The 20383-nt window shown below is 61.6% G+C and carries 19 protein-coding genes; all 19 read left to right on the plus strand.

What is annotated here, in order from left to right; all coding sequences use genetic code 11:
• Positions 1-15 precede the first annotated feature (15 nt).
• The 19 genes from ABGT83_RS00975 (at position 16) to ABGT83_RS01065 (ending at position 20226) form a co-directional block, all read left to right on the plus strand.
• Positions 16-996, plus strand: coding sequence for an alpha/beta hydrolase (locus ABGT83_RS00975; protein ID WP_346685579.1), 981 nt, complete (start codon positions 16-18; stop codon positions 994-996).
• On the plus strand, positions 975-2480 hold the full coding sequence (gene glpK / locus ABGT83_RS00980) for a glycerol kinase GlpK (protein ID WP_103264186.1): 1506 nt from the start codon (positions 975-977) through the stop codon (positions 2478-2480). Before ABGT83_RS00975 ends, glpK begins: the two co-directional genes overlap by 22 nt.
• 55 nt (positions 2481-2535) lie before the next feature.
• Positions 2536-2976 (plus strand): ribose 5-phosphate isomerase B, encoded by a 441-nt coding sequence (gene rpiB / locus ABGT83_RS00985; protein WP_103264187.1) that lies wholly within the window; start codon positions 2536-2538, stop codon positions 2974-2976.
• Positions 2977-3085: 109 nt separating this feature from the next.
• Positions 3086-4342, plus strand: coding sequence for a serine hydroxymethyltransferase (gene glyA, locus ABGT83_RS00990; RefSeq protein WP_103264188.1), 1257 nt, complete (start codon positions 3086-3088; stop codon positions 4340-4342).
• 1 nt (position 4343) lies between these two features.
• Positions 4344-4979: a uracil phosphoribosyltransferase gene (gene upp / locus ABGT83_RS00995; protein ID WP_103264189.1), complete on the plus strand. Its 636-nt coding sequence runs from the start codon at positions 4344-4346 to the stop codon at positions 4977-4979.
• 11 nt (positions 4980-4990) lie between these two features.
• A complete protein-coding gene (locus tag ABGT83_RS01000; protein ID WP_103264190.1) occupies positions 4991-5449 on the plus strand; it encodes a deoxycytidylate deaminase in 459 nt (152 codons plus the stop codon).
• Positions 5450-5687: 238 nt separating this feature from the next.
• Positions 5688-5984 (plus strand): hypothetical protein, encoded by a 297-nt coding sequence (locus ABGT83_RS01005; protein WP_187143229.1) that lies wholly within the window; start codon positions 5688-5690, stop codon positions 5982-5984.
• A gap of 21 nt (positions 5985-6005) precedes the next feature.
• Entirely contained in the window at positions 6006-6794 is a 789-nt protein-coding gene (gene atpB / locus ABGT83_RS01010) for a F0F1 ATP synthase subunit A (protein ID WP_103264191.1), read from the plus strand.
• Positions 6795-6914: 120 nt separating this feature from the next.
• Positions 6915-7133: an ATP synthase F0 subunit C gene (gene atpE, locus ABGT83_RS01015; RefSeq protein ID WP_013980437.1), complete on the plus strand. Its 219-nt coding sequence runs from the start codon at positions 6915-6917 to the stop codon at positions 7131-7133.
• Between the two features lie 82 nt (positions 7134-7215).
• A complete protein-coding gene (atpF, locus tag ABGT83_RS01020; protein WP_346685580.1) occupies positions 7216-7812 on the plus strand; it encodes a F0F1 ATP synthase subunit B in 597 nt (198 codons plus the stop codon).
• Positions 7802-8383, plus strand: coding sequence for an ATP synthase F1 subunit delta (gene atpH / locus ABGT83_RS01025; RefSeq protein WP_103264193.1), 582 nt, complete (start codon positions 7802-7804; stop codon positions 8381-8383). The genes atpF and atpH overlap by 11 nt, the downstream gene beginning before the upstream one ends.
• Positions 8377-9948, plus strand: coding sequence for a F0F1 ATP synthase subunit alpha (gene atpA / locus ABGT83_RS01030; RefSeq protein ID WP_346685581.1), 1572 nt, complete (start codon positions 8377-8379; stop codon positions 9946-9948). Before atpH ends, atpA begins: the two co-directional genes overlap by 7 nt.
• A 12-nt stretch (positions 9949-9960) precedes the next feature.
• Positions 9961-10866: an ATP synthase F1 subunit gamma gene (gene atpG / locus ABGT83_RS01035; protein ID WP_346685582.1), complete on the plus strand. Its 906-nt coding sequence runs from the start codon at positions 9961-9963 to the stop codon at positions 10864-10866.
• Positions 10867-12318: a F0F1 ATP synthase subunit beta gene (atpD, locus tag ABGT83_RS01040; protein WP_103264196.1), complete on the plus strand. Its 1452-nt coding sequence runs from the start codon at positions 10867-10869 to the stop codon at positions 12316-12318.
• Between the two features lies 1 nt (position 12319).
• Positions 12320-12727, plus strand: a complete 408-nt coding sequence (gene atpC / locus ABGT83_RS01045) for an ATP synthase F1 subunit epsilon (RefSeq protein ID WP_103264197.1) — start codon at positions 12320-12322, stop codon at positions 12725-12727.
• Between the two features lie 324 nt (positions 12728-13051).
• The gene (dnaE, locus tag ABGT83_RS01050) at positions 13052-16513 is read left to right on the plus strand and encodes a DNA polymerase III subunit alpha (protein WP_103264198.1); all 3462 of its coding nucleotides are present in this window, start codon (positions 13052-13054) and stop codon (positions 16511-16513) included.
• 145 nt (positions 16514-16658) lie between these two features.
• The gene (gene truA, locus ABGT83_RS01055; RefSeq protein WP_103264264.1) at positions 16659-17498 is read left to right on the plus strand and encodes a tRNA pseudouridine(38-40) synthase TruA; all 840 of its coding nucleotides are present in this window, start codon (positions 16659-16661) and stop codon (positions 17496-17498) included.
• 80 nt (positions 17499-17578) lie between these two features.
• A complete protein-coding gene (locus ABGT83_RS01060; protein WP_346685583.1) occupies positions 17579-18529 on the plus strand; it encodes a hypothetical protein in 951 nt (316 codons plus the stop codon).
• A gap of 314 nt (positions 18530-18843) precedes the next feature.
• A complete protein-coding gene (locus ABGT83_RS01065) occupies positions 18844-20226 on the plus strand; it encodes a sodium-dependent transporter (protein WP_103264265.1) in 1383 nt (460 codons plus the stop codon).
• Positions 20227-20383 lie beyond the last annotated feature (157 nt).

Raw genomic sequence — 20383 nt, forward strand, 5'->3', positions numbered from 1 at the left:
TGGGGAGGGGGAAGTATGGCGGAAAGCACGGTTACAACCGCGCCGGTGGGGTTCTTGTCCCATGACGGCGTATCTATGATCAAGGGCATCGAGTGGAAGCCAGCCGAGGTCAGGGGAAGAAAGCGCGCCGCGCCGCGCGGTGTCGTGCTGATCGTTCACGGCATGGTCGAGCATGTGGGGCGCTATGACGAATTCGCCCGCTTCTTGGCGCAGCGCGGATTCGTGGTGTGCGCCGCCGACCATATCGGTCATGGAAAAAGCGTCTCGTCGCTCGACGATCTGGGCTGCCTGCCCGTCGAAGGCAAGGAGATACTCATCGAGGATGTGCATGAACTGCGCAAGACGGTGACGGCGCGCTATTCGCGCCAGACGCCCTGCATCCTGTTCGGCCATTCGATGGGTAGCTTCATTGTGCGCGCCTACCTGGCTCGTCATGGCGAGGGGCTTTCCGGCGCGGTGCTCTGCGGGACGGGCCAGCAGCCGCTCGCGTTGTCGAAGGTGGGTAACGCGCTCGCCCGCTTCTTGGCAAAGCGCAAGGGGTGCTCTTACCGAAGCCCGCTGCTCGATCGCATGGGCGTGGGAGCGTATGCGCGCCAGATCGATAACGCACGCACGCCGCATGATTGGATATGCACGGATCCCGCCGTCGTGGATGCCTATCGTGCCGACGAACTGTGCGGCGCGATGTTCTCCGTCGGCGGCTACGCCTCGCTTACCGACCTCACGGCCGAGGTCGCCACGGCGCGGTGCGCGTCGCGGGCGCCGAAGGATCTGCCGGTGCTGTTCATCGCCGGGGCCGAGGATCCTGTCGGGGCGTGCGGCAAGGGCGTCGAAGCCGCTGCCGAGCTCATGCGGCGCGCGGGCGTGCGCGATGTCGAGCTGCATCTGTACGATGGCATGCGCCACGAAATCCTCAACGAACCGGGCCGCACCCGGGTTTATACTGAGGTGATCGATTGGATTGAGGAGCATGCATGCCGAAACGCTACGTCGTAGCGCTCGACCAGGGAACCACCTCGTCGCGCGCGATGCTCGTCGACGCGCAGGGTCGCGTCGTCGATGCGGTGCAGAACCCGTTCCCTCAGATATACCCGCGGCCTGGCTGGGTGGAGCACGACCCGCGCGACATCCTGACGTCGCAGCTTGGCGCTCTCACCGAGCTGCTGGTAGCTCGTAACCTCGGGCCGGACGACATCGACAGCATCGGCATCACGAACCAGCGCGAGACCACGATCGTCTGGGATCGCGAGACGGGCGAGCCGGTGTCGAACGCCATCGTGTGGCAGTGCCGTCGCACGGCTCCCATCATCGAGGAACTCGCGATGCGCACGGGCGTCGCTCGCGAAATCCAGGCCCGGACCGGGCTCGTGCCCGATGCGTACTTCTCCGCGAGCAAGGTGAAGTGGATCCTCGACAACGTCGAGGGCGCGCGCGAGGCGGCGCAAGCCGGCAGATTGGCGTTCGGAACCGTGGACAGCTGGCTCATCTGGTCGCTCACGCAGGGCCAGGTGCATGCGACCGACGTGACAAATGCCAGTCGCACCATGCTGTTCAACATTCACGACATGCGCTGGGATCCCTGGCTACTTGAGTTGTTCGATGTGCCCGCATCCATGCTGCCCGAGGTGCGGCCTTCATCAAGCGAGTTCGGCCGCACGGCGAACCCCGGCATTGTGCCGGGCGTTCCCATCTGCGGCGTCGCAGGCGATCAGCAGGCCGCCCTGTTCGGCCAATGCTGCTTCGAGCCGGGCCAAGCGAAGAACACCTACGGCACCGGCTGCTTCCTGCTCATGCACACCGGCTTCGATGCTTGCCGCTCGGAGCACGGGCTGATCGCCACCGTCGCCGCTTCGGCGCCCGATACGCCCTGCCCCGAATACGCCCTCGAGGGCAGCGTGTTCGTGGCGGGCGCGCTCTTGCAGTGGCTGCGCGACGAGCTGGGACTCGTCGACGATGTGGCCGATACCTCGGCCATCGCCCGAAGCGTCCCCGATACCGGAGGCGTATGCATCGTGCCTGCGTTCACGGGTCTCGGCGCCCCGCATTGGGATTCCGAGGCGCGCGGAGCCATCTACGGCTTGACGCGCGGCACGACGCGGGCCCACCTCGTGCGAGCGGCACTCGAGTCCCTGGCCTATCAGGTGCACGATCTCTGCGTGGCCATGGAGGCGGATGCGCAGGTGGCCTTGAGCTCGCTCAACGTGGACGGAGGCGCGTCCGCGAACGATTTTCTCATGCAATTCCAAAGCGATATCTTGCGCACGCCTCTGCGCCGTCCGCAGAATACGGAAACCACCGCGCTCGGCGCCGCGTTCCTCGCGGGGCTTTTCACGGGCTTTTGGAAGGATGCGGACGCTCTGCGCGCGCTTCGCGCTTCGGACGCGGTGTTCGAACCGTGCATGGAAGATGCGCGCCATGCACGGCTGCTCGAAAGCTGGGCCTGCGCTGTCGCCCGGACGATGTCCAGGCCGTGCTCCTGAACGCGAGCTGCTGCGCGTATCAGAAGGATCGGGAGTCTGAGGAAGGATACAGGATATGAAGATCAGCATCGCAAGCGACCATGCAGGCTTCGAGCAGAAGCAGGGGCTCGTTGACTATCTGGTCGCGCAAGGCCACGACGTGATCGATCGCGGACCGGACTCCGATGAGCGTGTCGACTATCCCGACTACGCTGCGCTCGTTGCGCGCGACGTGGCGGGCGGCGCGGCCGAGCGCGGTGTGCTCGTGTGCGGTACAGGCATCGGCATGGCCGTGGCTGCGAACAAGGTTCGCGGCATCCGCGCCGTGAACGTGGTCACCCCTCGCTTCGCCGAACTTTCGCGCGAGCACAACGATGCGAACATCGTCGCGCTTTCCGGTCGCTTCGTCGACGTGGATGTGAACCGGGCCATTCTCGATGCGTTTCTCGCCACCCCCTTCGGCGAGGGCCGCCACGCGGGTCGTGTCGAGAAGATCAAGGCGCTCGAAGAGGGGTGAGTGGCGCTTTCTGGCCTCCTGCGCCGCCTGCAGACCAGCGCGGTTGCGGATGTGCTAGCATATCGACCGACGCAAAACAGCTTGCTCCGCCTTCGAAAGGATGCCCGTCATGGCTTTGACCTATCTGCCCGATTCCGACCCTGCCGTCGCCGACGCCCTGCGCCAAGAGCTTACTCGCGAGCGCGACTCCATTGAGCTCATCGCTTCGGAAAACTTCACGTCGCCCGCTGTCATGGAGGCCGTGGGCAGCGTGCTCACCAATAAGTACGCCGAGGGCTATCCGCGCAAACGCTATTATGGCGGCTGCGAAAAGGTGGACATTGTCGAGGATCTGGCGCGTGATCGCGCATGCGCGCTGTTCGGAGCAGGTTATGCGAACGTACAGCCCCACTGCGGCGCGAATGCGAACTTCGGCGCCTACGCAGCGCTCCTCGAGCTGGGCGACACGGTGTTGGGCATGAGCTTGGACCAGGGCGGACACCTCACGCACGGCTCGCCTGTGAACTTCTCGGGGCGCTACTACCGCTTCGCCAGCTACGGCGTGGATCCCAAGACCGAGACCATCGACTACGACGAAGTCGAGCGCATCGCCAAAGAGGTGCAGCCGAAGCTCATCGTGGGCGGCGCGTCGGCCTACCCCCGCATCATCGACTTCGAGCGCATGGGCGCCATCGCGCGCGAGGTGGGCGCGTACTTTATGGTGGACATGGCCCACATTGCCGGCCTCGTGGCCGCCGGCGCGCACCCGAGTCCCGTGCCGCACGCCGACGTGGTCACGTCCACCAGCCACAAGACCCTGCGCGGACCGCGCGGCGGCTTCATCCTCTCGAACGACGAGGACATAGCCAAGCGCGTGGACAAGGCCGTGTTCCCCGGCGCGCAGGGCGGCCCGCTCATGCACGTCATCGCCGGTAAGGCCGTCGCGTTCGGCGAGGCCGCGCAGCCCTCTTATAAGGAGTACATCGGCCATGTGGTGGAGAACGCCGCACGTCTGGGACAGGGCATGATGGACGGCGGCCTGCGCCTCGTCTCCGGCGGCACCGACAACCACCTGTGCCTCGTGGACCTCACGCCCGCCGACGTCACCGGCAAGGACGCCGAGAAGCTTTTGGAGAGCGTGGGCCTGACGGCGAACAAGAACTCCATCCCCAACGAGACCCGCTCGCCCTTCGTCACAAGCGGCATCCGCGTGGGCAGCGCTGCGGCCACGACACGCGGTTTCACCGCCGAGGACTTCTACGAGGTGGGCCAGCTCATCGCCGCTACGGTGTTCAACGCCGAGAGCGAGTCGAGGCTCGCCGACATCCGCGCCAAGGTAGATGCCCTCTTGGCCGCTCATCCGCTCTATCCCGAACTGGCCTACTAGTATGTGGGGCGATCGCGTCCGGTTGATCGACCATCCGATGGTGCAGCACAAGCTGTCCATCTTGCGCGACAAGGCCACACCCTCCAAACAGTTCCGCGAACTCGTTCGCGAGCTCGCGCTGTTCGAGGGCTACGAGGCCATGCGCGATCTGCCTCTTTCTGAGGTGGATGTCGAGACGCCGCTCGCGCCTGCGACGTGCCGTCGCGTTGCCAAACAGGTCGCCGTCGTGCCTATCCTGCGCGCGGGCCTTGGCATGGTGGACGGCGTGCTTGACCTCGTTCCCGCTGCGCGCGTGGGGCATCTTGGCATGTACCGAGACGAAACGACGCACCGCCCCGTCGCGTACTATGCCAAACTGCCCGATGATATTGCCGAGCGAGTCGTCATCGTGGTCGATCCTATGCTCGCAACGGGTGGTTCGGCGGCGGCTGCTATCGCCTACCTGCGAGAGCAGGGCGTGGCGGGTGTCGTGAGACTGATGGTGATCGTCGCGGCTCCGCAGGGCGTCGAGGCCGTGCTTGCCTCCGATCCCGATGTGGAGATCTACGCCTGCGCCATCGACGAGCGGCTCGATGAGAACGCCTACATACTTCCCGGCTTGGGCGACGCCGGCGATCGCATCTTCGGTACCGAGTAGAGAGGGCTGCTATGGAATCGTCCATTGAGCGACCCAGCTGGGACGAATACTTCATGAAGCTGGCAACCGAAGTCGCCAGCCGTACGACCTGCCTGCGTCGGGCGGTGGGTGCCGTCATCGTCAAGGACCGGCGTATCCTAGCTACCGGCTACAACGGTGTTCCGACGGGGCTCGCCCACTGCGCCGAGACAGGGTGCCTGCGTCAGCAGCTGGGCGTTCCGAGCGGGCAGCGCCACGAGATCTGCCGCGGACTGCACGCCGAGCAGAATGCCATCATCCAGGCTGCGCGCTACGGCATCAACATCACGGGCGCCTCCATCTACATTACCACGCAGCCATGCGTGGTGTGCGCCAAAATGCTCATCAACGCCGGCATAGACGAGATTGTCTACCAGAATCCGTATCCTGACGAACTGGCCATGTCCATGTTGCGGGAAGCGGGTATGAAGATGCGCATTTTCGATTCATGATCTGGTGAGACGATTAATCTATCGAATCCGTTCCATGCGCATGTGCTCGCATCAGCGGCAGGGCGGAAGCCTCGCTGAGCGACCGTTCGCGGCGCTTGTTGATCGTTCATGGTCGTTTACCCGGATTTTTAGGCATTTCGTTTCCTTTTCGTAGACGAATTTGCATATTCTGTTAGTATGTGTTCCGGTCGAGGTCGGCCGGAGACGACATGCAGGCAGAGGATGAAGAAAGCGAGATATGGCTCTGGCTATTCTAATAGGGGCTGGTGCGGGCCTTCTCGGTTTCATTCCGCTGTTCATCGCCTTGCGATTATCGCGCCGATCCGCGTCAGCGACGGCGCTCAATGCCGCGCTCTATGGTTTGGCGGGCGTATCTGTGTCCCTGGTCGTTCTGATTGTGGAGCTAATCGTGTGCGCGATTGTGGCACGCCCGCTCGTTCTTCCGTTCGGGATAGCCGAAATGCTTGCCCTCATCGTGTCTACGGCTGCGTACGTGGTGTACAAGAACGGTCTCGGCCCGCGCAAGAAACAGTAACGGAAAGGTTGGAAATCCAGTATGGGTGACGCGCTTAACACTTTCGTCGAGGAAGCTCAGCATCTGTCGAGCACATTCGAATCGGCAACCGTGTTCTCGATCGCCGGATGGGACATAAGCCAGTACACGCTGTACATGTTCTTCATCCTGGCCCTCGTCCTCCTGATCGTCCTGATCAGCGGAAAGAAGCTTCAGCTCATTCCCACCAACAAGTTCTTGAACACCGTTGAGTACGGCTACGAGTTCGTGCGCAACGGCATTGGCGCGGACGTCATCGGCCACGGATTCAAGAAGCACGTGCCGTTTTTGTGCACGCTGTTCTTCTTCATCCTGCTGGCCAACGTGGTCGGCCTCATTCCCGGCGCCAAGGCGGCCACCGGCACCATCAGCATCACGTGGGCGCTTGCGGCCATTTCGTTCGTATACTTCAACTTCTACGGACTCAAGCAGCTCGGGGTGTTTGGCTACATCAAGAGCCTCGTGCCGTCGGGCGTGCCGCTGGGCATGGTTCCCGTCATCTGGTTCCTCGAGTTCTTCTCGATGGTCATTCGCGTGCTCACGCTGGCTGTTCGACTGTACGGCAACATGTTGGCCGGCCACATGGTGCTCGCCGTGTTCTCGCTCGCCACGACGGTGTTCCTGCAGTTCGCCATCTTCCAGATGGACTTCGTCACCGCGCTGCCCGCCGTCGCCTGGTTCATCCTGCTCATCCTCATGTATGCCCTCGAATGCCTGGTGGCGTTCCTGCAAGCCTACGTGTTCACCATCCTGTCCGCCTCGTACATCGGCATGGCGACCCATCCCCACTGATGAGGCGCGGCGGTCGCAAGGCCGCCGTTCATTTCGGTACTGCAGCTGGTACGTAATCTCAGCTGATAGGTATAAGCAAGGGTCCGGAGGAAGGCTCCGGGTTCGACAAAGGAGGTAATTGTGGACGTTACTATTGCGCTTGCTGCACTGAAGGTCGTCGGCTACGGCCTGGCCGCCATCGGCCCCGGCATCGGCATCGGTGTTGCAACGTACGGCCTGTGCGTTTCCGCTGCGCGCCAGCCCGAGATGAAGGGCACCCTCATGGGCTACTTCTTCATCGGCGCTGCCATGTCCGAGGCGCTGGCACTGCTCGGCTTGGTCCTCTTCTTCATCGGCTAGCACGATTCCTGGTACAAACCAACAGGTATTCCATCAGTACGAAGAAAAGGAGGGAAGCGAGTTGAACAGAAAAGCAAGTAGAATGGCTCGCGGCTTCGGCAGCTTTACGTGCGCCGCTGCCGCCGTCACCGCCCTGTGCCCCACGCTGGCGTTCGCCAGCGAGGAATCCAGCGGCGGCATCAACGCCATCTTGCCGCAGATGGATGAATTCATCCCCATGCTCATCGCCTTCCTGATCCTTTGGTTCATCCTCGCGAAGTTCGGCTGGCCGCTATTCAACGGCATGCTGGAGAAGCGCGAGCAGACCATCAAGGATTCCCTCGAGAAGTCCGAGCAGGCGCGTATCGAAAGCGAGCGGACGCTCGAGGAGTACAAGCGGCAGCTCGAGGAAGCGAAAAGCCAGGCTTCTCAGATCGTTGCCGAGGCGAAGCGCACCGGCGATGCGGCGAAGGCCGACATCACCGAGAAGGCCCAGATCGAAGCCGCTGCCATGATCGAGAAGGCGCGCGCCGCCATCGAGACGGAAAAGAAGGCGGCCATCGCCGAGCTGCAGGGCTCGGTAGCCGACACTTCGATCGCCGTCGCCTCCCGTCTCATCGGGGACGACTTGAGCGACGAGGAGCATCGCAAGATCATTGAGCGCTACGTGAACGAGGCGGGTAGTTTCAATGCCAACTAATCGTCAGATTCGCAAGGAGAAGGTGGCGACGTATGCCGCCGCGCTGCTCGACGGAGCCTACGAACAAGGCGGCCAGGCTGCTGCGCTCGAGGTTCGCGACCAGCTTGAGCTCATAATACGCATCGTTCGCACGCGAAGCGTCGAATTCTCCAATGCGTTGAAAGACAGCTCCTATACGCCCGAGCAGAGGGGGAGTCTTGCGCGCGCCGTGTTCGCCGACTCCAATCCGGTCCTTGTTGACATTCTGGCCGTCATGGCCGAGCGCAAGGATTTTGCGTTGCTGTCGCGCGTATGGGAAAGCTACGGAGAGCAGCTCGAGCGCAAGCTGAACGTCACGGTCGTCGACGTCGTCACCGTCGTCGAACTGGACGATCATCTGCGAGAGGTTATTACGAAGAAAACCGAGGCCGATCTGGGCACGAAGGTGGTGCTGCGCGAGCGCATCGACAAGTCCCTGATCGGCGGCATATTGATGAGTGCGGGCGGCAGGCGTATCGACGCCAGTGTCCTGTCGCAGTTGGAAAGCGCTCGCAACGTGCTCAAACTATCAACAGATGGAGGTGAATGCTAGTGACTGAAATCACCGCACAGTCTATTGACGATGCACTGCGCAAGCAGCTTGACGCGCTCAACACGAGCGTCGAATCGCGCGAGGTTGGTACCGTTATCCAGATTGGAGACGGTATCGCGCGCGTCGACGGTCTGAGGGCTGCCATGGCAGGCGAGCTTCTCGAGTTCGTGGGCAAGGACGGCCAGACCGTGTACGGTATGGCTCAGAACCTCGAAGAGGACGAAGTCGGCGCCGTGCTGCTTGGTGACGTCACCGCAATCAAGGAGAACGACCAGGTCAAAACGACCGGTCAGATCGTCGACATCCCGGTTGGCAAAGAAATGCTCGGGCGCGTGGTCAACCCGCTCGGCATGCCCATCGACGGCAAGGGCCCCATCAAGGCCGATGGCATGCGTCCGATCGAGTTCAAGGCTCCGGGCGTTATTATGCGCCAACCCGTCGAGGAGCCGATGCAGACCGGCATCCTGGCCATCGACTCGATGATCCCCATCGGTCGCGGACAGCGCGAGCTCATCATCGGCGACCGCCAGACCGGTAAGACCGCCATTGCGGTTGATGCGATCATCAACCAAAAGGGCAAGAACATGATCTGCATCTACGTCGCGATCGGCCAAAAGGCCTCCACGGTTGCCGGCGTGGTGGAGACGCTTGAGCGTCACGGCGCGATGGACTACACCATTATCGTGAACGCTTCCGCGTCCGATTCCGCCCCTCTGCAGTATATCGCCCCCATGGCGGGCGCTGCGATCGGCGAGTACTTCATGTACAACGGCGAGGACGGCAAGCCGGCTTCCGCCGACAACCCGGGCCGCCATGCGCTGTGCATCTACGACGACCTGACCCAGCAGGCTGTCGCCTACCGCCAGATGTCGCTGACGCTGCGCCGCCCGCCGGGACGCGAGGCCTATCCGGGCGATATCTTCTACCTGCACTCGCGTCTGCTGGAGCGCGCGGTCAAGATGTCCGACGAGTACGGTGCGGGTTCGCTGACGGCGCTCCCGATCATCGAGACGCAGGCCGGCGACGTGTCCGCCTACATCCCGACGAACGTCATCTCCATCACCGACGGTCAGATCTTCCTGTCCACCGACCTGTTCTTCCAGGGCCAGCGCCCCGCAGTCAACGTCGGCATCTCGGTGTCGCGCGTTGGCGGTTCCGCGCAGGTGAAGGCCATGAAGCAGGTTGCCGGCACGCTGCGCCTCGATTTGGCGTCCTACCGTGAGCTGCAGGCGTTCACGCAGTTCGGCAGCGACTTGGACAAGGCAACGCAGGCTCAGCTCAATCGCGGTGCGCATATGACCGAGCTGCTGAAGCAGGGTCGGTACGCCCCGATGCCCGTCATGGACCAGGCTATCGCCATCTACGCGGGCGCCCACGGCTACCTTGACGACATTCCCCTGGAGGACGTCACGCGCTTCCGTGGCGAGCTGCTCGTGTACCTTCATGCATCCAAGCCCGAGATCGTCGAGGCGTTGGAGAAGGAGCGCAAGTTTACCGATGCCATCGAAGCCGACCTGAATGCTGCGATTGAGACTTTCAAGCTGCAGTTCGCTCCCTCGGCGTAAGGCAGGTAGACTATGCCCAACCTTCACGACATAGAACGGCGCATCAACTCCGTCACTTCGACGAAGCAGATTACGCGCACCATGCAGATGGTGGCGGCAGCGAAGGTCCGTCGTGCCAATGAGCGCGTGCAGGCCGCGACGCCGTACGCCGACTCCATGGTTGAGATGCTGGCCAGCGTCGCCAAGCGTGTGGGTGGCACCGAGAACGCGCTGCTGCGCAAGCATGACGAGATCAAGAACGTGCTCGTGGTGGTCGTCACGTCGGACCGTGGGCTGGCGGGCGGTTTCAACAGCAACGTACTGCGCCACGTGAAGCGCCTCATGAGGAACAAGCAGGCGGAAGGCGCAAACGTCCAGGTGGTGGCTTGCGGCAAAAAGGCTATCGGCCACTTCACGTACCGTAAGATGGATCCGGTTCTCTCGTTTGCGGACCTATCCGCCGATCCGACGGTGGATGAGGCTGCCGCCATCGCGGCGTTCGCTATCGACGGGTACGTCAATGGGGATGTCGACGAGGTCATCGTGGTGTACAACCATGCAAAGAACCCCGTTGAGCAGGAGCTTTGCCAAGAAACCGTGCTGCCGGTCGACACCTCAACGCTCGAGAGCGAGCTTGCGGCCGACGATGTGCCCGCCGATGAGGAGCCGGTGCTCGAAGGCGATGTGATCTTCGAACCGGGGATCGAAGCCGTTCTCGATCGTCTGTTGCCCGCGTACGTGCGCACCATGCTATACCATGCGCTCATCGACTCGGCCGCCGCCGAGCAGGCCGCGCGTCGAAGCGCCATGATGGCAGCGACCGACAACGCGACCGAGATGGTTGAATTGCTGACCAGATTGTATAACCGTGTACGCCAGGGCGCTATCACGACCGAGATATCGGAAATCGTCGGTGGCGCTGCGGCTTTGGAGGATTAAATGGCTGAACACATGTTTACAAAGGAGGAGCTTGAAGCCAGCAAAGGCGGCGTTGGGCGCATCGTGCGCATCGTCGGTCCCGTTGTTGACGTCGAGTTCGCTCCTGATCAGCTGCCAGCGATCTACAACGCGCTGACGGTTGATGCTACGACGCTGGCGGGTGAGTTGCACCTCGTCCTTGAGGTGGAGACGCACCTGCCGGGCAACCTTGTCCGTTCGGTGGCTATGAGTTCGACGGACGGCCTCGTCCGCGGCCTCGAAGTTGTCGACACGGGCCACCCGATTATGATGCCCGTCGGCCCCGAGACGCTGGGCCGCATCTGGAACGTGATGGGCGAACCGGTGGATGAGAAGCCGATGCCCGAGGTGAAGGGGTACATGCCCATCCACCGCCCGGCACCGGAGTACGACGAGCTGTCAACGACGACCGAGATATTCGAGACCGGCATCAAGGCCATCGACCTCGTCGAGCCCTTCGTCAAGGGCGGCAAGACGGGCCTGTTCGGCGGCGCCGGCGTGGGCAAGACCGTCATCATTCAGGAGCTCATCAACAACCTGGCACAGGAGCACGGCGGCACGTCGGTGTTCACGGGCGTCGGCGAGCGTACCCGCGAGGGCACCGATCTCTACCTCGAGATGAGCGACTCGGGCGTTATCAACAAGACCTGCCTTGTGTACGGTCAGATGAACGAGCCTCCGGGAGCGCGTCTGCGCGTCGGCTTGGCGGGCCTCACCGAGGCGGAGTACTTCCGCGACCAGGGCCAGGACGTGCTCTTGTTCGTGGACAACATCTTCCGCTTCACGCAGGCCGGCTCCGAGGTGTCCGCTCTGCTCGGCCGTATGCCGTCCGCTGTGGGCTACCAGCCGACGCTGGCCACCGAGATGGGTGATTTGCAGGAGCGCATCACGTCGACCACGACCGGCTCAATCACGTCGGTGCAGGCCGTGTACGTGCCCGCCGACGACTTGACCGACCCTGCGCCGGCCACGACGTTCACGCACCTCGACGCGAAGACGGTTCTGTCCCGTTCGATCTCCGAGCTGGGCATCTATCCGGCCGTCGATCCGCTGGAGTCCACTTCCCGCGCGCTCGATCCGCAGATCGTCGGTGACGAGCACTATCGCGTGGCGACGGGCATCCAGGAGCTTCTGCAGAACTACAAGGACCTCCAGGATATCATCGCCATCCTCGGCATGGACGAGCTTTCCGAAGAGCAGAAGCTCACGGTGAACCGCGCTCGCAAGGCGCAGCAGTTCTTCGGCCAGTGCTTCCACGTTGCCGAGCAGTTCACCGGCCTGCCGGGCAAGTACGTGAAGCTCGAGGACACCATCCGCTCCTTTGCGGCCATCCTCGACGGCAAGTGCGATGATATTCCCGAGCAATGCTTCCGCATGAAAGGCTCGATCGACGACGTGTATGCTGCGTACGAAGAGATGAAGAAGGAAGCGTAACATGGCTGGGTTCGTGTGCGACATCGTGACGCCGCGGGCGTTGCTCGTCTCGGAGGAGGTCGAGATCGTCGTCGTGCCCGGCGCTGAAGGCGAAATGGGCTTCTTGAAGGGCCATGCCTCGCTCGTGTCCGTGCTCGCCGATGGCGAGGCGCATGTCAAGAGTGCCGAGGACGGCGAGACGAAGCGTTACGCGCTGCAGGGCGGCTATGTGGAGGTGACGGGCGACAAGGTCATCATTTTGGCCGATCGCGCTCTGCTGTCGTCCGACATCGACGTCGAGGCGGTGCGCCAGCAACTGGCCTCCATAGAAAGCAAACTTGCCGACCTGTCCGACGAAGAAGCGCGCAAGACGACGCTCCCCGCCGACAAGGCGTGGTGCGACGCCCAGCTGAAAGTGGCAGCTGCTTAGCTGGAACATGCCGGACGACGTGCGGCTTGAGGTCGCTTGGCAACGCAACGACTGAAAGTCAAGGCGTCCGAGAAACGAAGCAGAGCCCCCGCATGGGGGCTCTGCTTCGTTGTGCTGGGCTGCGGAGCCGACGAGTTTTTTGCGGACGTCGGTCCAAGCTGAAGGGTCTGCGGCATCCGGCCACGCGGCGCTTCCGCGCAAAAACCATCGTTTGTTCGACTATCGGCTTCGCCGATGCTGGTATCATTGTATCGGCATCGTGGCACACCGCGTTCGCGCCAAAAACACAACCACGCGCATCCCAACCGATTCGAGGCACAAGATATGGCATTCGTCCATCTGCATAACCATACCGAATACTCCCTGCTCGACGGGCATACACACATCTACGACATGGTGAAGCGAGCCGCCGAGCTCGATATGCCGGCTGTGGCCATATCCGACCACGGCGTGATGTCGGGCGTGCCGCAGCTGTGCGAGATGTGCGACAGGGTGGAGGAGGAGACGGGCAAGCGCGTGAAGCCCATCTACGGCTGCGAGGTGTACTTCACCACCGACGAAGAGCTGCGCAAGGATGTCAAACCCAAACTCTACCATCTGCTTCTGCTGGCAAAGACCAACGAGGGCTACCACAACCTGGTGAAGCTGGTCAGCGAGTCGCACGTCGACAACTTCTACTACAAGCCGCGCACGACGTTCAGCATGCTTCAAAAGTACGGTCGGGGCATCATCGGCTCATCGGCGTGCATCGCAGGCATCATTCCAAAGCTCTTGGACAATCGCCAGTTCGATGACGCTGTCGAGTGGGCTAAGCGTTTTGCCAGCTGCTTCGAGCCGGGCGACTTCTACATCGAACTGCAGAACCAGGGCATTCGCACCGACGCCGGGTTCACGCAAACCGAGCTCAACCATATGCTCACCGACGTTGCCAAGGCGGCCGGACTCAAGACCATCGCTACGAACGACTTCCACTACCTTACGCGCGAGGACGCAAAGGCCCAAGATTACATGCTGTGCGTCGCCCAGGGCGCGGCTGTGAACGATGAGAAGCGCATGCGCTTCGAAAACGACGAGTTCTACATGAAGACCGAGGAGGAGATGCGCGAGGCGCTGAAGGACTTCCCCGAGGCCTGCGACACAACGGTAGAGCTGGCCGAGAAGGTGAACGTGGTGCTTGAGCGCGACTCCATCCTGCCGCGGTTCCCCTTGCCCGAAGGCGAGACGGAGGAAAGCTACTTCCGACGTCGTGTGCAGGAGGGCTTGGTCAAGCATTACGGAGACCCGGTTCCGCAGGAGGCGCAGGAACGCGCCGATTACGAGATGGGCGTCATCATCCAGCAGGGCTTCCCGGCGTACTTCCTCATCGTGCAGGAGTACATCGAGTGGGCGCGCAGCCAGGGTATCGGCGTCGGGCCGGGCCGCGGCTCGGCCGCAGGCGCCATCGTTGCGTACGCCATGGACATTACCGCGCTTGACCCGCTGTCAAACGGCCTGCTGTTCGAGCGATTCCTGTCGCCCGAACGCGTGGAGATGCCCGATATCGACGTCGACTTCGAGCAGGGTCGCCGCGAAGAGGTGATCAACCACATCAAGGACGTGTACGGCGAGGACCACGTATCGCAGGTCATCACGTTCGGCACGCTGCAAGCGAAGAACGCTGTGCGCGACGCCGCGCGCGTGCTGGACTACCCCTACAACACGGGCGATCGCATATGCAAGCTGATCGGCGACGAGCTGGGCATCACCATCGACAAGGCCCTTGCCACGAACCCGGATCTCAAGAAGGCCTACGAGACCGAGGAGGACGTGAAAGCCGTTCTTGACGCCGCGAAGTCCATCGAGGGCCACGTGCGCGGCGAGGGCGTGCATGCCTGCGCCACCATCATCTGCCGCGATCCTATGAGTGATCACGTGCCCATGAAGCGCGATACCAAGGGCGGCGGCATCATTACGCAATACGACGGTCATTATACGCCCGAGCTCGGCCTGTTGAAGATGGACTTCCTCGGCCTGCGCACGCTCGATGTGCTCACCATCGCCTGCAAGAACATCGAGCAGCGGTTTGGCATGAAGGTCGTCCCAGAAGAGATTCCCATCGACGACGAAGCCGCCTTCAAGCTCATGCAATCGGGCAACATGGACGGCTTGTTTCAGGTGGAGGGCGCGCTGTACGTAAGCCTGTTCGCGCGGCTTCCCCCTACGCGCTTCTCCGACATCGTGGCCTCCATCGCCCTCAACCGTCCGGGCCCCCTTGAGTCCGGCATGGTGGAGGACTATATCAAGGTTGCGAGCGGCAAGACCTCCATCCACTATTACGACGAGCGGCTCCGCCCTATCTTGGAGGAGACGTACGGCACCATGGTCTACCAAGAGCAGATCATGCAGATATCCATGGCTATGAGCGGATTCTCGGCAGGTAAGGCCGACAAGCTGCGCAAGGCGATGGGCAAGAAGAAGATCGACGTCATGCGCGGTTTGCAGGAGGACTGGAACGCCGGCGCGGTCGAGAACGGCTATTCGCTCGAGATTGCAAAGCAGATCTGGGAGGATGCCGAGAAGTTCGCGAAGTACGCGTTCAATAAGTCGCACTCCGCAGCCTACGCCATCCTCGTGATGCGAACCGCGTATTTGAAAGCTCATTACCCAAACGACTTTATGGCCGCCGTGCTGTCGTCCTATATGGGCAATACTGATCGTCTGATCCGCTACATCGCGAGCTGCAACCATTCGGGGATCCCCGTACTGCCCCCGGATATCAACTCGTCCAACGCCGAGTTCACGCCCACGGACGAAGGCGTGCGCTTCGGCTTGGTTGGCGTGCGAGGCGTCGGCGCGAATGTGGCCGAGGCTATCATCGCTGAACGCGAGGCTAATGGTCCGTTCACCTCGCTGCACGACTTTGTAAACCGTCTTGATGCGAAGTGCTACAACCGCAAGACGCTCGAGGCGCTCATCAAGGGCGGGGCATTCGATTCGACGGGTTACACGCGCAAGCAGCTCATGTTCTTCGTGGACGAAACGCCGCTTCTGGAAAGCGCCTCGAAGCGCCAGAAAGATCGCGATGCGGGCCAGGTGTCCATGTTCGATCTGTTCGGCGACGACCCCGATTCAGGCTTCGAGGAGGATATCCCGGAACCCGACGGAGTTGAGTGGCCGAAGCGCCAGCTGCTGTCATACGAGAAGGAGATCATGAAGATCTACGTCTCGGACCATCCGCTGCGCCCCTATGAGAACGCCATCGCGCACATGACGAAGTACCAGCTGGGCGATTTGGCCGAGCGCACGAGCGAGATCAAATCAGCCGTATTCGTGGGCATGGTCTCGAATGTGGTGACGAAGCTCACGAAGCGCGGCACGAAGATGGCTACGTTTACGCTCGAGGATACGACCGGCCACATCGAGGCGATCTGCTTCAAGTACGAGGAAAACGCCGACGCTATCCAAGAGGACGCGATTGTCAAGATCAAGGGCAAATTCGAGCACAATGATCGCGGCAACCAAATCATGGCGTTCGAAGTGGAGTCGATCGAGCTATCCGACGCCGACGCGGCCCCTTCCCACCTCGAGCTGCGCGTGCCCATGGCCGATTTCGATCAGGCTAAGTCCCTGCGCCTTAACCGTATCCTGAAGTCATACCCGGGCCGTGACGGCGTGGTGCTGTTCGTTCAGCAGAACGACGGCCATAAGTTCCGCGCCGAATTGCCCGTATCGGTGGATTCGACGAGCCCCATCATGCGCTCTGAGATCCAAGATCTGTTCGGCGCGCAGGTGTGGAGGGCTTCGTAGGGATACGCGGAGCATGGCGCTTCTCGCTGACGTTGCGAACGATTTGCGAGGCGAAGGGATACGGTTAACGTCTCATTTCAACAATTTGGCAAGCGGAACCCGGCTCGGGCTTGCGGCGGGGCCGGGTTCGTTTATCATGGCGGCTATGAATACGCAAACCATCACCCCCACATCCGCGCGTCAGCGCGAAGCGGCGGCACCAACCGCCGAAAAGCCCGTGCGTGATCACACGCTCGCGCTTACTCTGTCCTACAACGGCGCTCCGTTCTCCGGTTTCGCCCGCCAACCCGGGCAGCTCACCGTGCAGGGTGATCTCGAAGACGCCTTGCACCTGCTGTTCAAGCGCGACGTTGAGACGACGTGTGCCGGACGCACCGACGCCGGCGTGCATGCGCTCGGCCAGGTGGTGAGCTTTGACGTGGACGACGTTGATCTCGGCGGACGCTCGCTGCCTTCCCTGCGCCGCTCGCTCAATGCGCTCACGCACGATGCCATCAGCGTGCGTGAGGTGGAGCCGAAAAAACTCGGCTTCTCGGCGCGGTTCGATGCCCAGGCGCGCGAATATCACTATCATCTGTGCGTGGACAGCACGAGTCCTATCTTCATGAAGGATTTCTCGTGGTTCGTGCCCGGTGGGTTGGATGTGTCGGCAATGGAGGTCGCCTCACAGTACCTGTTGGGTGAACACGACTTCAAGAGCTTCTGCTTGGCAGCGTCGGCTGAGGGAAAGCCGACGAACCGCAATATACGCGAGATATCCTTCCATCCTGAAACCGTCTTAGGGGAGAACATCCTCGCCATCAAGGTGGTAGGCAACGCGTTTCTGCACTCCATGGTTCGCACAATAGTGGGCACGCTTGTTATGGTAGGTCGAGGCCAGCGTCCCGCCTCGTGGGTGGCCGAGGTGCTTGAGGCGCGCGAACGTCAGGCTGCGGGCGAGAATGCTCCTGCCCAGGGTCTTGTGTTCTGGCGAGTCATTTACTGACGTGGTACAATGATCGCCTTGCTTACAGGAAGAAGGCGTGTGTGTTCGGAACATCGACGGAAAAAAAGGTTGCTCGCGAGGTGGATCGCATCGTGTCTATGAAGGAGGATGTCGACGCACTCTCGTGGGGTCGCGTTCTTGAAATCGGCAAGCTCTTGCGAGAGCCCGCCGATGGCGACGCGGTGGCCGATTATGCACGCGAGCTTGTGACCATCGCGCAGTCGAATCTCTCTCTTGCCACCCGTTTGGGTATCGATGCGCCCCTTACGACAGGGCCCATCATGCCTTCCGGAATCGAAGTCGTGGAGGGGGGCTATGCCGATGCTGCGCTACAAGACGCCCCCTCTGCACCAGGGCAGAACGCGAGCAGGCGGTCGCAGCGTATCGAGCTTCCCGTGATCGAGCTTCCATCGGTCGTCGCGACCGTCGCGACCGTCGCGACCGTCGAGCCCGTTGCTGCCGAGGCGCCTTCTGCTCCGGTGGTTGAACCTCTCTGCGATGCACCGATGGCCGCGCCTTCGAGCGATGCTTCTACACCGATGGCCGCTCCTTCTTGCGATGCTCCCGGTTCGATGGCCGAGTCTTCCTTCGATGCTTCAGCTCCGGCGGTGGATCCCTCCTGCGATGCAGGATGCCCGACCGATGCCGTATCAGAGCCTGCTGTCGAGACTGCGATCGACCAGGCGGAGTCGGCGTGTTTCGAGGTGAGCGTTCCAGCTGCGTCTGAGATTCCCGCGTGCGACCCGCCGAGCGCAGCTTGCGCCGTTCTGTCGCCGACCGAGGAGTTCGCGCCAATTCACGTTGAGGATCCTGCGGAATTCACGTGCGGCGTGGAGAAGATCGAAGACGTACAGCGGACGGATGACAGCGCGCTTTCAGACGACGGAGAGGGCGACCGGCCGGCTCATCCGCTGTCAAGCGAACGGCTCGCAAGTTTCCGCAATCTCTATGAGAGCCAGGATGGCAGCCTGTGCGTGTTCGAGGACGAGCACGGTCACCTTGTTGCCGTTGATACTTCGAAGCTCGCCTGATCTCGCGGGAGCTTCTTTCGCGTTTGCTCATGCGGGAATGTGACGTCGATCCGTCAGAACGCCTCGAGTCATGCACGCCCGATCTTGCGGGCAGGGGGGAGGGGGGCTCGCTTCGCGTGTGCTGCTCCCTGCGGCACTTGAAGCCTTTGGCCGCTTTCATCCGAACCTATTCGCTCAATGTGATGAATCGTTCATGCATTTCCCGGTATAATGCAGCATTTGGATGGCGGATCGTGCTCGCGTGCAGATCTTTGCTGTCCGAATACGAAGGGGCTTCGAGACAACTGCAATTCTGACGTACCTTGGAGGTTACCATGGCATCATCCGGTGCGCCCGCGCGTTCTTCGTGGTCGGGCAAGTGGGCGTTCATTCTGGCTGCTGCGGCGTCCGCGGTGGGCCTCGGCAACATGTGGCGCTTTCCTTATCTGGCGGCCCAGTATGGCGGTGGCACGTTCTTGCTGACGTACCTCGTGCTCGTCTTCACGTTCGGCGTATCGTTGCTGCTGCTCGAGACGGCGCTCGGACGTAAAACCGGGCAGTCTGCCATTGGCGCTTTTCGGACGTTTGGGAAGAAGTACGCCTTTATCGGTGTGCTGGCAGCGACGGTCCCCTTCATCATCACGCCGTATTACTGCATCATCGGCGGATGGGTGACGAAGTATACAGCCGCTTACCTCATCAATGGTCCTGCGGCACTCGCAGACGATGGAGGCTTCTTCACAGGTTTCATCACAAGCAACACCGAAAGCTTTCTCTGGATGCTCTTGTTCATGGCTATCGTGTTCATCGTCGTGTCGCTCGGCGTGAAGGGCGGCATCGAGAAAGCCAACTTGATCATGATGCCTGCGCTCATTATCATGGCGGTATGCATCGCCATCTACACGATGACCATGCCGGGCGCCCTTGACGGCGTGCTGTACTATCTCGTGCCCGATTTCAGCAAGTTCTCGCCGGAGCTCGTGATCGGGGCGCTCGGGCAGATGTTCTATAGCTTGTCGCTGGCTATGGGCATTATGATCACGTACGGCTCCTATCTTGACAAAAAGTCGAGCCTTACGCAGAGCGTCACCCGCATCGGCGGCTTTGACATTGGCGTGTCGTTCCTCGCAGGGCTTATGATTGTTCCAGCTGCCTTTGTGGCCATGGGATCAGGAGAAGCGGTCGCGTCGAATTCCGGCCCGTCCCTGATGTTCATCACGTTGCCCGGCGTTTTCGGAGGCATGGGCGACGCTGCGACGATCGTCGGTTTTCTGTTCTTCCTGCTCGTGCTTTTCGCGGCGCTGACGAGTGCCATTTCGCTCACCGAAACGTGCGTATCCATTATCATGGACGGCGCGCGGTGGAGCCGCAAGAAGTCGCTTATCGCGGTCATTGCCGTCGTAACAGTCGCGGGCGTTATCGTGAACATGGGCTACAGTGGTCTATCGTTCATCGAGCCGCTCGGGCCAGGATCGTCGCTGCTCGACTTCTTCGACTTCATATCAAACTCGGTTATCATGCCTATCGTCGCACTGTTGACGTGCGTCTTCGTCGGCTGGATTATCAAGCCGAAGGTGATCGTTGACGAGGTGAAACGCTCGAGCCCCTTCAAGGCCGAGAAGGTGTGGACCATCATGATCAAGTACGTTGCGCCTGTGCTGGTGATAGTCATTCTTGTGGCTTACGTCGCGCAAACTTTCGGCCTTGTAAGCTTCTAGCCATTCGTCCTGCCGGCTACACACAGCGCTCGGTTTGATGACTGGACCATTGCGGGTTTCGATCGGTTGCCGGACTCTTCCCGCCTGACGCTAGACTGGAACCCGATCCGCCGGTTGCGGTGGATCGGGAGATCGGTCGAGCGGAAGGCGATGGGAT

It is taken from the genome of Enteroscipio rubneri, from assembly GCF_963929405.1.
Lineage (GTDB): Bacteria > Actinomycetota > Coriobacteriia > Coriobacteriales > Eggerthellaceae > Enteroscipio > Enteroscipio rubneri.

What these genes read in the sequence shown, in the direction of transcription:
- atpG (WP_346685582.1), top strand. Translation starts at nt 9,961, where the DNA reads ATGCCCAACCTTCACGACATAGAACGGCGCATCAACTCCGTCACTTCG.
- glyA (WP_103264188.1), top strand. Translation starts at nt 3,086, where the DNA reads ATGGCTTTGACCTATCTGCCCGATTCCGACCCTGCCGTCGCCGACGCC.
- upp (WP_103264189.1), top strand. Translation starts at nt 4,344, where the DNA reads ATGTGGGGCGATCGCGTCCGGTTGATCGACCATCCGATGGTGCAGCAC.
- atpA (WP_346685581.1), top strand. Translation starts at nt 8,377, where the DNA reads ATGCTAGTGACTGAAATCACCGCACAGTCTATTGACGATGCACTGCGC.
- atpB (WP_103264191.1), top strand. Translation starts at nt 6,006, where the DNA reads ATGGGTGACGCGCTTAACACTTTCGTCGAGGAAGCTCAGCATCTGTCG.
- ABGT83_RS01065 (WP_103264265.1), top strand. Translation starts at nt 18,844, where the DNA reads ATGGCATCATCCGGTGCGCCCGCGCGTTCTTCGTGGTCGGGCAAGTGG.
- dnaE (WP_103264198.1), top strand. Translation starts at nt 13,052, where the DNA reads ATGGCATTCGTCCATCTGCATAACCATACCGAATACTCCCTGCTCGAC.
- atpC (WP_103264197.1), top strand. Translation starts at nt 12,320, where the DNA reads ATGGCTGGGTTCGTGTGCGACATCGTGACGCCGCGGGCGTTGCTCGTC.
- ABGT83_RS00975 (WP_346685579.1), top strand. Translation starts at nt 16, where the DNA reads ATGGCGGAAAGCACGGTTACAACCGCGCCGGTGGGGTTCTTGTCCCAT.
- ABGT83_RS01000 (WP_103264190.1), top strand. Translation starts at nt 4,991, where the DNA reads ATGGAATCGTCCATTGAGCGACCCAGCTGGGACGAATACTTCATGAAG.
- ABGT83_RS01005 (WP_187143229.1), top strand. Translation starts at nt 5,688, where the DNA reads ATGGCTCTGGCTATTCTAATAGGGGCTGGTGCGGGCCTTCTCGGTTTC.
- rpiB (WP_103264187.1), top strand. Translation starts at nt 2,536, where the DNA reads ATGAAGATCAGCATCGCAAGCGACCATGCAGGCTTCGAGCAGAAGCAG.
- atpH (WP_103264193.1), top strand. Translation starts at nt 7,802, where the DNA reads ATGCCAACTAATCGTCAGATTCGCAAGGAGAAGGTGGCGACGTATGCC.
- truA (WP_103264264.1), top strand. Translation starts at nt 16,659, where the DNA reads ATGAATACGCAAACCATCACCCCCACATCCGCGCGTCAGCGCGAAGCG.
- glpK (WP_103264186.1), top strand. Translation starts at nt 975, where the DNA reads ATGCCGAAACGCTACGTCGTAGCGCTCGACCAGGGAACCACCTCGTCG.
- atpF (WP_346685580.1), top strand. Translation starts at nt 7,216, where the DNA reads ATGGCTCGCGGCTTCGGCAGCTTTACGTGCGCCGCTGCCGCCGTCACC.
- atpD (WP_103264196.1), top strand. Translation starts at nt 10,867, where the DNA reads ATGGCTGAACACATGTTTACAAAGGAGGAGCTTGAAGCCAGCAAAGGC.